The following is a 15,162-nucleotide window of genomic DNA, read 5'->3' as shown; positions in this document are numbered from 1 at the left end:
CCACGCTCGGACGCGTCCCGGATCGACGATCCGAGGGCCTGACGACGACGCGTCGCTGCAACGTCGCACAACACGTCGACAGATGGTCGCAGCCCCCCGGCGACGGGCAGCCCTGATAAATCGACGAACACATGAACGTCCGCCCCGACCTCAGCCACGCGCCTCGTCGAGGTGACACGATCGAAGGGGGGCAATGAGTAGCCCTTGCTGTTCGATCGACACCGAACCCCTCGGGCGCCGTGGACGCCTCAGATCTGGAGAAGACGATGACGAACACCCCGATCACCGCCGGGCACACGATCGGTGAATGGCTGGAGCACGCCTCGATCACCTTCCTGCTGAGCGACGACTCGACCAACAGCAACGGCGCGGTGCTCACCTCGGACGGCGGGTGGTCAGCGGCCTGAGCCTCAGGGGCTCGGATTCGGCGGAATTCCGGGGTTGTCGGCATGATGTGGTTGGGTTGTTGTCGACGAGGAGAACCCGACCACACCGACGCCGAGGAGGCGCACCGATGGTGAACGACACCCCCGCAGCATCCGACGACCGCTCGAACGGCACGTGGCGCGACGTCGCGTCACCGCAGGCGCAGGCCGACCTCGACGAACTGCTCTCCGCAGCGCTCGGCGCGGCGATGGAGCACCTCGAGAAGAACGGCGAGTTCTACCCGTTCGCGATGTCGGTCGACGGCGAACCGACGATCGACTCCACTGGTGAGCCGACGGACGCGAGCAACGAGGCCGTCGCGCCGGACGTCGACATCGTCTTCGCCGACCCCGCCGCGCTGGGCGAGCAGCCCGAGCCCGAAGCGGTGCTGGCCGAGCTGCGCCGCGTCCTCGCGGTGCGCGCCGAGAACGAGAACCGCACGGTCGCGCAGCGCGCGACGGCCATCGTCCTGTACGTCGTCGTGCCCGAGTTCGGTGACGCGGTGCGCGTCGACCTCGAGCACGCCGAGGGTGTGCAGCTCATGGTGCTCGCGCCCGTCAAGGGCAAGGGCAAGTCGCGCAAGCGCACCTTCGAGTACGGCGACCTGCGGCTGTTGCCGGGCCAGCGCCACATCTGGTGAGCCGCGCCCTTGACCTCGTCCGCGATCCCGCACGACGACTTCGCGCAGCGGGATGCCCCGTCGACCACACCGAGCAGCAAGGCTGACATGACGAACGAATCGCCCGACGACGCCGCGGCCGGCGCCGTCGAGACCGTCCACCCCGGCGCGCAGGACGTCGCGGGCGACTTCGCCGCGTCCGCGGATGCCGCTGCGCGGGAGGCGAACCCGCGCGTCAAGACGCTGACGCAGCGGTTGCCGAAGACGTTTGACGCCGACCGCATCTACGAGGAGTTCACCGCCTGGGCGGGCGATCGTGGCCTCAGCCTCTATCCGCACCAGGAAGAGGCCATCATCGAGGTGCTCGACGGCAAGAACGTCATCCTCGCGACGCCCACGGGCTCGGGTAAGTCGATGGTCGCGACGGCGGCGCACTTCGCGGCGCTCGCAGGCGACCGGGTGAGCTTCTACACCGCGCCGATCAAGGCTCTCGTGAGCGAGAAGTTCTTCGCGCTGTGCGAGATCTTCGGTGCCGAGCACGTCGGCATGCTGACGGGCGATGCCTCGGTCAACGCCGACGCGCCCATCATCTGCTGCACCGCGGAGATCCTCGCCAACATCGCCTTGCGCGAGGGCAAGGACGCCGACGTCGGCCTCGTCATCATGGACGAGTTCCACTTCTACTCCGAGGGCGATCGCGGCTGGGCGTGGCAGGTGCCGCTGCTCGAACTGCCGCAGGCGCAGTTCCTGCTCATGTCCGCGACGCTCGGTGACGTGCGCCGTTTCGAGGAGGACATGACGCGTCGCACCGGCCGCGCCTCCGTCACCGTCGCGGGGGCCGAGCGTCCCGTGCCGCTCAGCTATCGCTGGTCGACGACACCACTCAACGAGACGATCGAGGAGCTGCTCGAGACGCGTCAGGCGCCCGTCTACGTCGTGTTCTTCACGCAGGCCCAGGCGCTGGAGAACGCGCAGGCGCTCATGTCGCTCAAGGTCGCCTCCCGTGAGGATCGCGACAGGATCGCCGAGATGATCGGCGATTTCCGCTTCTCCACCGGCTTCGGCAAGACGCTCTCACGGCTCATCCGTCACGGCATCGGTGTGCACCACGCCGGCATGTTGCCGAAGTACCGCCGTCTCGTCGAGACGCTCGCGCAGGCCGGTCTGCTCAAGGTGATCTGCGGCACCGACACGCTCGGCGTCGGCATCAACGTGCCGATCCGCACCGTCGTGCTCTCCGGCCTGACGAAGTTCGACGGCACCCGCCAGCGCATGCTCAAGTCGCGCGAGTTCCACCAGATCGCCGGGCGGGCCGGCCGTGCGGGGTTCGACACGAGCGGCACCGTGGTCGTCCAGGCGCCCGAGCACGTCATCGAGAACACGCGCAACATCGCGAAGGCCGGTGACGACCCGAAGAAGCTCAAGAAGGTGCAGCGCAAGAAGCCGCCGGAGGGTTTCATCAACTGGAGTGAGGAGAGCTTCGAGCGCATCGTCGCGAGCGAGCCCGAAGCGCTCGTCAGTCGCATGCGCATCACGCACTCGATGCTGCTCAACCTCATCGCCCGCGACGGCGACCCGTTCGTCGCCGTGCGCGATCTCGTGCGCGACAACCACGAGGATCGCAAGGGGCAGGCGAAGCTCGCTCGCCGCGCGATCGGCCTCTACCGCGAGATGCTGGCCGCCGGCGTCGTCCGGCGACTCGACGAACCGCAGGCCGACGGGCGCCAGGTCGACCTCACGGTCGACCTGCAGGACAACTTCGCGCTCAACCAGCCGCTCGCACCGTTCGCCCTCGCCGTCCTCGACATGCTGAGTCCCGACGACGCCGCCCCCGCCCGCGGTGACGCGCCGGAGGTCGACACCTCGACGAACGAGGGCGCACGCGCCGCGGCGCGCACGAACGCACAGGATTACGCGGTCGACGTCGTCAGTGTCATCGAGTCGATCCTCGACGACCCTCGCCCGGTGCTCATGGCGCAACAGCACAAGGCGCGCGGCGTGGCGATCGCCGAGATGAAGGCCGACGGCATCGAGTACGACGAGCGCATGGAGCGCCTCGAGGACGTGACGTGGCCGAAGCCGCTCTCCGACTTGCTCGACGCGGCGTTCGAGACGTACGCGCAGAGCCAGCCGATGGTGCGCATGTACGAACTGTCACCCAAGTCCGTCGTGCGCGAGATGTACGAGAATGCCTGGGGCTTCGGCGATCTCATCCGCTTCTACGACCTCGCGCGCAGCGAGGGCGTCGTCCTGCGTTACCTGACCGACGCGTACCGCACCCTGCGTCAGAGCGTGCCCGAGTCGAAGAAGAACGAGGAACTCGCCGACCTCATCGAGTGGCTCGGGGAGGTCATCCGTCAGACCGACTCGAGCCTGCTTGACGAGTGGGAGGCCCTGACGCACCCGGGTGACGCGCCGGTGCAGCAGGAGACGGTGCTGAAGCAGCGTCCCCTCACGGCCAACCCGCGCGCGATGAAGGTCGCCATCCGCAAGGCGATGTTCAAGCGCGTCGAGCTCGCAGCGCGCGACGACGTCGACGGCCTCGCCGCGCTCGACGCCGCCGTCGCGGCGACGACCGACCCGCCGACCGAGATCGTCATGGATGCCGACGCGTGGGATGCCGACCTCGGCGCCTACTACGACGAGCATGACGAGATCCTCCTCGACGCGGACGCCCGCGGGCCGAGGATGCTGCGCATCACCGAGCAGCCCGACAAATGGGAGATCCGCCAGGTCATCCACGACCCCGATGACGACAACGACTGGGGGATCGACGCGGAGGTCGACCTCGCCGCCTCCGACGAGGCGGGCGTCCCGCTCGTCGTCGTGGTCGGCCTCAACCGCCTCGGGGGCTGACGCGCGTCCGCGACGAGCGGCGGTCATCGAGAGCCGCATACCGGCCAAGGACGAAAAGCAGCCGAGCCAATCTTGTGAGCACGGGGAGCCCCTGACGACGAACACCGAACGCACGGGCTCGGGTCGAGCACGTACCCTGACCCGGTTGTCGGCCGGCGCGGTGTCGCACGAGCGTGCCCAGCGCGACGCCTTCAATGAGACAGCCACGCCTCACCCCAGCTCGTCGAAGGAGAACACGGTGGATCAGCAGGTCGGCGCCCACGCGGTCGAGGGCTCGGCGAGCACGGACGCCCCGGCGAGCTCAGAGGGTTCGAGTGGCCTGACGCGCAGCCTCGGGCATCGCACCATGCTGATGATCGGTCTCGGTTCCGCGCTCGGCACGGGCCTGTTCTTCGGTTCCGGCGCGGCGATCGGGGTGGCCGGCCCGGCGGCCGTCGTCAGCTATGCGCTGGGCGCGCTGCTCATCGCCGTCATCGGCCTCGCCATGGCGGAGATGGCGACCGCCCGCCCCGAGCCGGGCAGCTTCGGCGCCGCCGCGGGGCGTTACCTCGGGGAGTGGGCCGGCTACGTCTCTCGCTGGTGCTACTGGGCGGCGAGCGTCATCGCGCTCGGCGGCGAGGTCGTCGCGGCCGGCGCATATCTGCAGTACTGGTGGCCGCAGACGTCGCGCTCCGTGTTCGTCGCCCTCGTGGCGCTCGCGATCATCGTCATCAACCTGCTCTCCGTGCGCGCGTTCGGCCGCGCCGAGGTCGTCTTCTCCACGCTCAAAGTGACGGCTCTCGTCGCGTTCATCCTCGTCGCGCTCGTCCTCGTGCTGTTCGGCGTGCCCGGCCATCCCGCCACCGGGTTCGCTCACCTCACCGACCACGGCGGGTTCATGCCCGGCGGTATGGAGTCGATCTGGTTGTCGATGTCGATCGTGATGTTCGCCTTCGTCGGCGTCGAGGTCGTGCCGATCACCGCGGCCGAGGCCGACGACCCGCGCCGCAGCGTCCGCACCGCGATGCGCGCCCTCGTCGCCCGGCTGGGGTTGTTCTACGTCATCGCGGTGGGTCTCATCGTCACGCTCAACGCCTGGACCGACGTCGCGTCCGCGAAGGGCCTGACGGCGAGCCCGTTCGTCAAGGCGTTCGACGCCGTCGGGCTCCCGGCCGCCGCGGGCATCATGAACGCCGTCATCCTCGTCGCCGCGCTGTCGACGGGCAACGCGCAGCTGTACGGCGCCGGTCGGCTCGTGCACTCGCTCGCCGTCGATCGTCTCGCACCGCGATTCCTCGCCCGCACGACGTTGCGGGGAGTGCCGCTCGCGGCCACGCTCGTCTCGACGTTCGGCCTCGTCCTCGCGATCTACCTCGCACAGACGGGGGTGGCCGACATCTTCACCAAGCTCGCCTCCATCGCGATCTTCTCCGTCATGGTGACGTGGCTGCTCGCCCTCGCCAGCTTCATCGCGTTCAAGCGCCGCGGCGACGTCGATGGCAGCGTCCACCTGCCCGGCGGCCGCGTGACGGCGGCGATCGGCGTCGGCGGCGTGCTCGCCGTGATGGCCACCGCGTTCGAGGTCGACGACATGCGTCAGGCGGCGCTCATCGGCAGTGGCTGGGTCCTCGTGCTGCTCGTCGCGTACCTCCTCACGCGGGCCGGGCGAGCCCGGGCCCGTACCTCCTGACGCCCCACCTCACCCCTGCGGTGGGATGCTGCGGCCCCGACTCGATTTTCCGCGCGAATGGTGGTGGGGTTGGAGGCATGAGCGCGCCCGTGACGTCCACCTATCGCTTCCAGCTGCACGCCGACTTCCCGTTCGACGCTGCCCGCGCGCAGTTGCCGTACCTGAAGAAGCTCGGCATCTCGCACGCCTACTGCTCGCCGATCCTCACCGCCGTCCCCGGTTCGGTCCACGGCTATGACGTGCTCGACCACACCCGTGTCAACCCGGAGCTGGGCGGACGCGAAGCGTTCGAGCGGTTCGCCGACGCCGCGCACGAGCTGGGGCTCGGTGTCGTCGTCGACGTCGTGCCGAACCACATGGCGTTCGTCGCGCCCGAGTCGAGCAACGCCCCGCTGTGGGCGCTGCTGGCAGGGGGGAAGGACGCCTCGACGGCGCATTGGTTCGACGTCGACTGGGACGCGCTCGACGGCGCGCTCGGCGTCCCGATCCTCGGCAAGCCGCTCGACGAGGAGATCGCGGACGGCTCGATCACCCTCGACCGCAGCGGTGACGAACCCGTCATCCGCTACTACGAACACGTCTTCCCCGTCGCCGACGGTTCCCTCGACGGCATCGGCGAGGCGCCGCAGGGCGACGAACTCGCCCGGCTTCTCGAGCGTCAGCACTACCGGCTCGCGTTCTGGCGCGATCGTGACGCGGTGCTCAACTATCGTCGCTTCTTCGAGGTCAACGAGCTCATCGCCGTGCGCGTCGAGACCGACGACGTCTTCGACGCGACGCACGCGCTGCTGCTCGAACTGCATCACGCCGGCCACATCGACGGCTTCCGCATCGACCACCCGGACGGACTGGCCGACCCGGCCGGATACCTCGCGCGACTGACGCAGGAGTGCCGCAGGGGCACGCCGATCTGGGTCGAGAAGATCCTCGAACCGGGCGAGCACCTGCCGAGCGACTGGGCCTGCGCGGGCACGACGGGTTACGACGCGATGGCCGCCATCACCGCCGCGCTGGCCGATGACGCCGCCGCCCCGACGATCGAGGCATGCTGGCAGCGTGCGCTCGGTGACGGCGACGCCCGCGACGTCGAGGTCGCGACGCGCGAGGCGAAGCGCTTCGTCGTCGAGAACGGTCTCGTGCCGGAGGTCGAGCGGCTGACGCGTCGCGCCGCCGAGGTGCGCCCCGACCTGCAGCGCGAAGCACTGCGTGCCGCGATCGTCGAGCTGCTCGTCGCGGCGCCCGTCTACCGCGCCTACCTCGTCCCGGGCGCCCGCATGGCACCGGAGTCGAAGCACCACCTCGACGAGGCGCTCGAGGCCGCGCGCGAGGCCCGCCCCGATCTGGCCGACGAGCTCGATGCTCTCAAGCGCATCGCGCTCGTGCGTCCGCACGCCGGGGCCGACGAGTTCGACGACATCGAGCCGGCCGCGTCCGACTTCGCGGTGCGTCTGCAGCAGACGTGGGGCCCGGTCATGGCGAAGTCGATCGAGGACACCCTCTTCTACCGGTGGCACGCGTTGACCGCCCTCAACGAGGTCGGCGGCGACGTCGACGTCCTCGTGGACGCCGGCGCGCACCGTCTGAACGCCTGGGCGCAGCACAACGCCGAATACTGGCCGCGCACGATGACGACGCTGTCGACGCACGACACGAAGCGCAGCGAGGACGTTCGCGCGGCGTTGCTCGCGATCGCCGGTGACGACGAGGCGTGGACGGCGTGCAGCGACGCCGCGTTCGCGCTCGCCGACGCGATGGGCGTCGACCGGCCCGCGGCGGCGCTGGCGTGGCAGACCATCGCTGGATTCTCCACCGCCTACGGCCCGTTCGACACCACCGATGCTGACGGCGCCGCACCCGACGCCGTCCACGGGCGGCGCGATCTCGGCATCGACGCGGATCGCCTGAGCGAGTACCTGACGAAGGCGCTGCGCGAGGCGAAGGTCTACACGGCCTGGACCGACGGCGACGAGGCGTACGAGAAGCAGGTGCTCGCCTTCACCACCGCTGTCCTCGAGGCTGACGACGCCGCCGCCCCTCGAACGGGGGAGAGCGCTGCATCGGCGCCGGCCGCCGAGACGCTCGCCGCGGATCTACGCCGCAGCCTCCTCGACGCGCGTCGACGGAACGCCGAGGCGATCACGCTGACCGGGCACACGCAGAAGGTGCTCGAGCTGTTCCTTCCGGGCATCCCCGACACCTACCAGGGTTCGGAACGTCCGACGCTCAGCCTCGTCGACCCCGACAACCGTCGCCCGGTCGACTACGGCGAACTCAAGCAGCTCCTCGACGTCGGGGGCTCGCGTCCGCGCCTCGTGCAGCGTTGCCTCGCCGCGGACGTCCATGCACCGGCGAACCCGGGGTCGGGTTACGAACCGCTCGAGTCCGACAGCGAGTTCCTCGTAGCGTTCGAGAGGACGGTGCCCGCAGCGTCCGTCGTGCGCCGTCAGATCGCCGAGGCCGGGCGTCTCGTCGAGGCCGCGGGGCGTCAGGTGAGCAAGTTGGTCAAGCGCGCCCAGGGCGGCGAGCAGACTGACGCACCGACGCCCGCCGAGGCGGACGCGACCCCGCTCGCCGTCGCCGTCATCGGGGTGCGCGCTGCATCCCGGGCACTGCGCACGGGCGCGCTGGCCGATGCCCACGTCAGCCTGCCTGCCGGAGAGTGGCGGCACGCCTTCACCGGCGAACGCCTCACCATCACCGACGCGCCGGTCGCGTTCGGCGATCTCGGTGACCACGAGTTCGGCCACGTCCACGTCCTCGTTCAGGAGAAGCGATGAACACCTACTCCTCGCCCGGTTTTCACGGCGCGACCCAGACGATCTCGGTGTGGGCGCCGGCCGCCGAGCGCATGGTGCACCTCGTCGCGGACGGCGTGAAGGCGCCCATGAAGGCCGGCGAGAACGGCTGGTGGCATTCGCCCGAGCCGGTGCGCGTCGGCAGCGAGTACGCCTTCAGCATCGACGGCGGCGACCCGCGCCCCGACCCGCGTTCGCTGCTGCAGCCCGAGGGCATCCACGGCCCCAGCGAGGTCGTCGACCTCGCGGCCCACGACTGGCAGGACGACGGTTGGCGCGGCCACCACGCGGACGCGGCCTCGCACGACGACGCGATGCGCGGCGCGGTCTTCTACGAGCTACACATCGGCACGTTCACCGAATCCGGGACGTTCGACTCGGCCATCGAACGGCTCGATCACCTCGTGACGCTCGGGGTGACACACGTCGAAATCCTGCCGGTGAACGGCGTTCCGGGAGCGCGAAACTGGGGCTATGACGGTGTCAACTGGTACGCGACGAGCGCCGCCTACGGTGGCCCGGCCGCCTTCCAGCGCTTCGTCGACGCGTGCCACGCGCGCGGCCTCGCCGTCTGCCTCGACGTCGTCTACAACCACCTCGGCCCGAGCGGCAACTACTTGCCCGAGTTCGGCCCCTACTTCAATGCGCTGCACCACACGCCCTGGGGCCCCGCCGTCAACCTCGACGGCCCGCAGAGTGACGAGGTGCGCCGCTTCATCATCGAGAACGCGCTCATGTGGTTCACCGAGTTCCACGTCGACGCGTTCCGCCTTGACGCCGTCCACGCGCTCGCCGACGACACGGCCGTCCACATCCTCGAAGAGCTCACGGCCGCACTGGAACTCGCCGCCGAGCAGACGGGGCGCAACGTGGTCGTCGTCGCCGAGTCCGACCGCAACGACCCGGCCACCGTCACGCCGCGTGCGCGCGAACCGCGCTCGGGTCAGCGCGGACTCGCAGTCGCCGACGGTGGCAGCGCCGGCCTCGGGCTGAGCGGGCAGTGGGCCGACGACATCCACCACACCCTGCACGTGCTGCTCACCGGCGAGACGCAGGGCTACTACGAGGACTTCGCGGCCCCCGCGGCCCTCGCCAAGATGTACGCGACGCCGTTCTTCCACGACGGCACGTACTCGAGCTTCCGCGAGCGCCGCCACGGCCGCCCCGTCGATCCCGAAGCGACGCCGGGTTGGCGCTTTGTCGCGTCTCTGCAGACGCACGATCAGGTCGGCAACCGCGCGACGGGCGAGCGCCTGTCGCAGCTCGTCGGCGTCGACCGGCTGGCCTGCGCGGCAGCGCTGCTGCTGACGTCGCCGTACACGCCGATGCTCTTCATGGGTGAGGAGTACGGTGCGCAGACCCCCTGGCAGTTCTTCACCGACCACGTCGACCCCGAGATCGCCGAGGGCACCTCACGCGGGCGCGCGGCCGAGTTCGCGGCCCACGGCTGGGGTGACGCGGTGCCCGACCCCCAGGAGGAGTCGACCTTCCGCAACTCGGTGCTGCGCTGGAGCGAGATCGACGACCCCGACGGCGAGCAGTCGCTCCTGCTCGACTGGTACCGCACCCTCATCAGGCTGCGCCGCGAGGTGCCCGACCTGTCCGACCCGACCCTCGGCACGAGCCGGGTCGAGCGTGACGGCGAGGGCCCGACGAGCGTCGTGACGGTGCACCGCGGCGACTGCCGCGTCGTCGTCAACCTCTCGGGCGAGGCGACGACGATCGACGCCGACCGTGTCATCGCCGCATGGCACATCGTCGACGAGCGCCCCGCCGACGGCGGGGGAGTGCGCGTCGTCATCCCGGCCGACGGGGTGGCCATCGTCCGCTGACCCGTAGCAGTGTCGTGCCGCCGGGTGCGACCCTGCGGAGTTCTCGGCGACGGCGTCCGGCGGATGTCTCGACGGCGGTCGGCGGAATGCCGGCCGCCCGCGCGTCGTTGACCCGATGACGCACTCGACGCCTCGTCGAGGCACCGAAGGAGCCAGCCGTACCCGTGACGCGTTCCCACCACAAGCCGTTGTTCTTCACCGACCGCGAGTTCCAGGCGTTCGAGGGAGCACCCGACCCCGCCGATGTCACCGCCATCGCGCACGAGAGCGCCGCCATCCTCGTCGGCGCCGGGCGCACCAACGCGGACCCGGAGGTGACGGCCCGGCTCATCGCGCTGACGGACGAGATCGGCTTGTCGACGCTCGCGCAGCTGTGGGCCGGGCGCCCCGCCGTCAGCCTGCCCGGCGTGCTGTGGCGCCTCTACACGCTGCGCGAATGGGTGCGACGCGACGCGGTAGGCGCTTCGGGCGACTACAACGCCGGCATCCGGCACGCTCACGTCTCCCACGCTGTCGCCGGATCGGCCGACCCGAGCGGACCGGCCGAGATCAAGGCGCTCGCCGACCGCATCCTCGAGGGCGCCTACACCGGCGACTTCGCCATCGCGCTCGAACGCGCCGCAGCCTTCTGTCGCGTCGTCGCCTCCGGCCGGGCCGAACGCGCTGAGCGTCACGACGGCCATGACGACGACCTGGCCGCGCGCGAGGCGCTCAGCGCCGCACGGCTCGGCGACACAGCCCGTGACCTGACGAAGGCCGCCTCCGCCTGGCGCACCGGCAACCTCGACTGATCCGACCCGACTGACTCGACGCAGGTCATTCGACCAGGGCGGTCCGTCTCGACTGGTGCATCTCGACCGGTTCATGGGGGTGCGCTGTCTGGTCTCGACCGGTGGTGACGCCTCGCCAGGCGTTGCCGGCTCCGGGACGACGCTCCACTGCGTGACGTTTCTCGCAGCCGCCGGGAATGCGAGGGCCGGTGATGTCCGTTAGGGTTAATGAGCACGCTGGGCTGCGGCAGCCCCGGGTCCCAAATTCAGCCGCTACGAGCGGCCTAGTGCCGAGAGGCGCTCCCGGCCCAGCGTGTCTCACATCTCTCGCGGCGTGGCCATCGCCCGCGCCGCTACCTCACCTCATCGCGAGCGGCGAAGCACCTGCATCGCGCCGGGATGTATCAGCATTCGAGCGTGCGGTCGTGGTCAGTGCGCCAGGAGGTAGTGCTCCGCCGCGTCGCGGCGGGCTTTCTCGCGGGCGCGACGCCCGCCGCCCTTCCAGTCGCAGACGTGGCAGACGCCGTAGCTGAAGTTGCCGTCGTCGACGATTCCCGGGGTGTCCGAGAAGACGATCTCGTCAGGGGTCGGGTGAGCGCCGCGCGCGATCGCCTTCTTCTTGCGGTTCTTGAGCAGCGACTTGCGCGACGACGTTCCAAAACGAGTTGCATCCTTCGGCACACGCACAGTGTGCATGAAATCGGGATGAACGGCCCCCGAACCCTCGCGTCGATTTCTCCGATCTTGAGCTCGATATCTGGTCCCGACACGAGCGGTGCCGAAGACGGTTGCGCCCCAGGGCAACTCGATCGGCACACTGTCATAGCCCCCCGCTCATATGTGATGTGAGTCATTCTGCATCCCGACGTGCAGCGACGCCTGTAGCGCCTCCCAGCGTGAAGTCAGGTTGACGCCGCATGAACGCTGCCCGGCAACGCAGGCGCCCCCCACCGTCACGACGGTGGGGGGCGCACAACGCACGATGGATCAGCCGTGCTCCTCGGGCTGAGCTCGGAGGGTGCCTGCGGGCCTCACTTCGTTCGTGTCCTCGGCACCCTTTTGCTTTCACCTGACGGGCTCGGAGGGCCGCGCCGGGCCGGTGCTCGCTTCGCTGCGCTCCGGTCCTCACGGCCCTTTCGCCCGGCTGTCAGCCGAAGCGACCGGAGATGTAGTCCTCGGTCGCCCGCTGATCCGGGTTGCTGAACATCTTCTGCGTGTCGTTCATCTCGACGAGCATGCCGGGCTTGCCCGTCGCCTCGAGGTTGAAGAACGCCGTCCGGTCAGCCACACGCGCCGCCTGCTGCATGTTGTGCGTGACGATGACGATCGTGTAGTCCTTCTTCAGCTCCAGCATCAGATCCTCGATGGCGAGCGTCGAGATCGGGTCGAGAGCCGAGCACGGCTCGTCCATGAGGAGCACGTCCGGCGACACCGCGATGGCGCGCGCGATGCACAGACGCTGCTGCTGACCGCCCGACAGGCCGGCACCCGGCTTGTCGAGGCGATCCTTGACCTCGTTCCACAGGTTCGCGCCACGCAGCGACTGCTCCGTCTTCTCGGCGAGCACCTTCTTGTCCTTCACGCCGTTGAGGCGCAGACCCGCGACGACGTTGTCACCGATCGACATCGTCGGGAACGGGTTGGGGCGCTGGAACACCATGCCGACGGTGCGGCGCACCGCCACCGGGTCGACGCCCGGCGCGTACAGGTCCTCGTCGTCGAGGAGCACCTGGCCCTCGACGCGGCCGCCGGGGATGACCTCGTGCATGCGGTTGAGGGTGCGCAGGAACGTGGACTTGCCGCAGCCCGACGGGCCGATGAAGGCCGTGATCGAGCGGGGCTCGACCGTCATGGAGACATCGTTCACGGCGAGGAAGTCGCCGTAGTAGACGTTGAGGTTGTGAACGTCGATCCGCTTGCTCATTGAACTCGGGTTCCTTTACGAGTCGTATCCGCGCGAGCGGATGTCAGTTCTTGACCTTGCTGAAGCGGCTGATGAAGCGGCCCAGCAGGTTGAGAAGAAGGATGAGGAGGATGAGGGTGCACGCCGCCGCCCACACGCGCTGCGCGGAGGCGTCGACGGCCATGTTGTCCTTGCCGTTGTAGATCATCGTCGGCAGCGTGCCCATGAGGCCGCCGAACAGGTTCGTCGACAGCGACTTGAAGTAAGGCGCGAGGATAATGAGCGGTGCCGTCTCGCCCATGACGCGGGCGAGGCCGAGCAGCACACCGGTGACGATGCCGGAGAACGCCGTCGGGAGCACGATCTTGAGGATCGTCTTCCACTTCGGCACGCCGAGGGCGTACGCGGCCTCGCGCAGCTCGTTCGGCACGAGCTTCAACATCTCCTCCGTGGAGCGCACGACGACGGGAACCATGAGCAGCACGAGCGCCAGGCACACGGCGAACGGGATGCGGTCGAAGCCGAACGTCGTCACCCACACGGCGTAGACGAACAGCGCGGCGACGATGGAGGGGACACCGGTGAGGATGTCGACCATGAAGCTGACGATCTTCGCGGCACGGCCGCGGCCGTACTCGACGAGGTAGACGGCGGTCATCACGCCGATCGGCACGGCGATGAGAGCCGTGACGAAGGCCTGGATGAGGGTGCCCTGGATGGCGTGGGCGGCGCCGCCGGCGACCTCGCGGCGGCCGACGCCGCGCTGGCTCTTCGTCCACCAGTCGACGTGCAGGAGCAGCTCGCCGCCCTTCATGATGACGGTGGCGATGATCCACACGAGCGGTACGAGGGCGACGAGGAACGCGGCCCACATGACGACGGTGGCGATCGTGTTCTTCGTCGCGCGGCCGCCGGACTGGCCCTTGCCGGAGAGCGAGTTCTTCGACCGGGGCTCGGGAGCGGGGCTCTTCTCGAGGGAGTGGGCTGCGGTGCTCATTCGGTGAACGCCTTCCTGCGCTCGATGACGACACGGGCGATCGCGTTGACGACGAACGTCAGGATGAACAGGACGAGGCCCGCCGCGATGAAGGCCCCCGTCTTCGAGGGGTTGTCGAACTCGCCGGCGTTGTTGGCGATCTTCGAGGCGAAGGTCTCACCGCCCTTGAAGATCGAGAAGTTCCAACCCTCGCTGCCGTTGAGGGCGGAGACGATCATCATGACGGCGACGGTCTCACCGAGCGCGCGCCCGAGGCCGAGCATGGACGCGCTGATGATGCCGGGCTTGCCGAAGGGGAGCACCGCGGTGCGGATGACCTCCCACTTCGTCGCGCCGAGCGCCGTCGCCGCATCCTTGTGGGCCTGCGGCGTCTGCGCGAAGACCTCACGCGTCAGGGCCGTGATGATCGGCAGGATCATGATGGCGAGGATGATCGAGACGAAGGCGATGGTGCTCGCGGGGGAGGTGTCCGTCTTGGCGAACAGGGGGCACCAGCCCAGCACGTCCTGGATGACCTTGGCCACCGGGTCGAAGTACTGACCGACGGTGAACACGCCCCACAGGCCGTAGACGATGGACGGCACGGCCGCCAGCAGGTCGATGAGTGCAGCGCCCGGCTTCGCCAGCCACTTCGGCGCGTACTGCGTGAGGAACAGCGCGATGCACACGGCGAGCGGCACGGCGATGAGCATGGCGAGCACCGAGGAGGTGACCGTCACCCACAGCAGACGGGCGATGCCGAAGTGCATCGGGCTCGAGTCGACGTCCCAGTCCTGGGAGGTGAGGAAGTTCGAGTGGTCGTCCATGATGGCGGGAACCGCCTGGATGACGAGGAAGGCTCCGACGAGCGCGACGAGGACGACGACGAGGAGGCCCGCGCCGCGCGCGAGGCCACCGAAGATCATGTCGCCCCTGCGGCCCGTCGCTGCGCGGTCACCAGAGGGGGCGCGTTCGCCGGGGCCCTCCCCGGGGGTGTGACCGTCGTCGGGGCCGGGTGCGTCGGCCACCGAGACGCCGGTGATTGAACTCATGAGGTTTCCTGCCTCTGCTCGAGCTGGTACGGGTGGAACGCGAGACTATGGACTCGCTCCGACGCGCAGACGGGGGGGGGGGGGGGGGGGCCCGCCCCCCCCCCCCCCCCCCCCCCGGGGGGGGGGGGGGGGGGGGGGGGGGGGGGGGCCCCGCCCCCCGCCCGGGGGGGGGCCCCCCCCCCAACAAAAAAAAAAAAACAAAAAAAAACCCAAAAAACAACAAAACAAAAAAAAAAAAAAAAAAAACAAGACAAACCAACACAC

Annotated in this window: 10 protein-coding genes and 1 pseudogene; 7 read left to right on the top strand and 4 right to left on the bottom strand. The window is 69.3% G+C overall.

Annotation, left to right across the window (positions count from 1 at the left end):
• Positions 1-320: 320 nt before the first annotated feature.
• From NQ706_RS12650 to NQ706_RS12620, 7 genes and pseudogenes are all read left to right on the top strand, one after another.
• Positions 321-407, top strand: a pseudogene (locus NQ706_RS12650) (short-chain dehydrogenase); the annotation flags it as partial.
• A gap of 107 nt (positions 408-514) precedes the next feature.
• Entirely contained in the window at positions 515-1,066 is a 552-nt protein-coding gene (locus NQ706_RS12645; protein ID WP_038569357.1) for a hypothetical protein, read from the top strand.
• An 87-nt stretch (positions 1,067-1,153) separates the two neighbouring features.
• Complete coding sequence (locus NQ706_RS12640) at positions 1,154-3,901, top strand: RNA helicase (RefSeq protein WP_200874217.1); 2,748 nt, start codon at positions 1,154-1,156, stop codon at positions 3,899-3,901.
• Between the two features lie 238 nt (positions 3,902-4,139).
• Complete coding sequence (locus tag NQ706_RS12635) at positions 4,140-5,570, top strand: amino acid permease (protein ID WP_038571573.1); 1,431 nt, start codon at positions 4,140-4,142, stop codon at positions 5,568-5,570.
• Between the two features lie 77 nt (positions 5,571-5,647).
• Positions 5,648-8,347, top strand: coding sequence for a malto-oligosyltrehalose synthase (gene treY / locus NQ706_RS12630; RefSeq protein WP_051806151.1), 2,700 nt, complete (start codon positions 5,648-5,650; stop codon positions 8,345-8,347).
• Positions 8,344-10,197: a malto-oligosyltrehalose trehalohydrolase gene (treZ, locus tag NQ706_RS12625; protein WP_051806149.1), complete on the top strand. Its 1,854-nt coding sequence runs from the start codon at positions 8,344-8,346 to the stop codon at positions 10,195-10,197. Before treY ends, treZ begins: the two co-directional genes overlap by 4 nt.
• A gap of 164 nt (positions 10,198-10,361) precedes the next feature.
• Positions 10,362-10,988, top strand: a complete 627-nt coding sequence (locus NQ706_RS12620; RefSeq protein ID WP_288756711.1) for a hypothetical protein — start codon at positions 10,362-10,364, stop codon at positions 10,986-10,988.
• A gap of 408 nt (positions 10,989-11,396) precedes the next feature.
• Here NQ706_RS12620 and NQ706_RS12615 read toward each other — a convergent pair whose 3' ends face one another.
• From NQ706_RS12615 to pstC, 4 genes are all read right to left on the bottom strand, one after another.
• Positions 11,397-11,648 carry a hypothetical protein gene (locus NQ706_RS12615; protein ID WP_150112789.1) on the bottom strand — a complete coding sequence of 84 codons (252 nt, stop codon included), beginning with the start codon at positions 11,646-11,648 and terminating at the stop codon, positions 11,397-11,399.
• 466 nt (positions 11,649-12,114) lie between these two features.
• On the bottom strand, positions 12,115-12,891 hold the full coding sequence (pstB, locus tag NQ706_RS12610; RefSeq protein WP_038569353.1) for a phosphate ABC transporter ATP-binding protein PstB: 777 nt from the start codon (positions 12,889-12,891) through the stop codon (positions 12,115-12,117).
• Positions 12,892-12,934: 43 nt separating this feature from the next.
• Entirely contained in the window at positions 12,935-13,867 is a 933-nt protein-coding gene (gene pstA, locus NQ706_RS12605; RefSeq protein ID WP_038569352.1) for a phosphate ABC transporter permease PstA, read from the bottom strand.
• Positions 13,864-14,898: a phosphate ABC transporter permease subunit PstC gene (gene pstC, locus NQ706_RS12600; protein ID WP_038569351.1), complete on the bottom strand. Its 1,035-nt coding sequence runs from the start codon at positions 14,896-14,898 to the stop codon at positions 13,864-13,866. Before pstC ends, pstA begins: the two co-directional genes overlap by 4 nt.
• Between the last annotated feature and the right edge of the window lie 264 nt (positions 14,899-15,162).

Source organism: Dermacoccus sp. BD5, assembly GCF_044878485.1.
Classification (GTDB): domain Bacteria; phylum Actinomycetota; class Actinomycetes; order Actinomycetales; family Dermatophilaceae; genus Dermacoccus; species Dermacoccus nishinomiyaensis.
The sequence above is the reverse complement of the archived record's forward strand: the minus strand, read 5'-3'. Positions and strand labels throughout refer to the sequence as shown.

What these genes read in the sequence shown, in the direction of transcription:
- pstC (WP_038569351.1), bottom strand. Translation starts at nt 14,898, where the DNA reads ATGAGTTCAATCACCGGCGTCTCGGTGGCCGACGCACCCGGCCCCGAC.
- treY (WP_051806151.1), top strand. Translation starts at nt 5,648, where the DNA reads ATGAGCGCGCCCGTGACGTCCACCTATCGCTTCCAGCTGCACGCCGAC.
- NQ706_RS12645 (WP_038569357.1), top strand. Translation starts at nt 515, where the DNA reads ATGGTGAACGACACCCCCGCAGCATCCGACGACCGCTCGAACGGCACG.
- pstB (WP_038569353.1), bottom strand. Translation starts at nt 12,891, where the DNA reads ATGAGCAAGCGGATCGACGTTCACAACCTCAACGTCTACTACGGCGAC.
- treZ (WP_051806149.1), top strand. Translation starts at nt 8,344, where the DNA reads ATGAACACCTACTCCTCGCCCGGTTTTCACGGCGCGACCCAGACGATC.
- pstA (WP_038569352.1), bottom strand. Translation starts at nt 13,867, where the DNA reads ATGAGCACCGCAGCCCACTCCCTCGAGAAGAGCCCCGCTCCCGAGCCC.
- NQ706_RS12640 (WP_200874217.1), top strand. Translation starts at nt 1,154, where the DNA reads ATGACGAACGAATCGCCCGACGACGCCGCGGCCGGCGCCGTCGAGACC.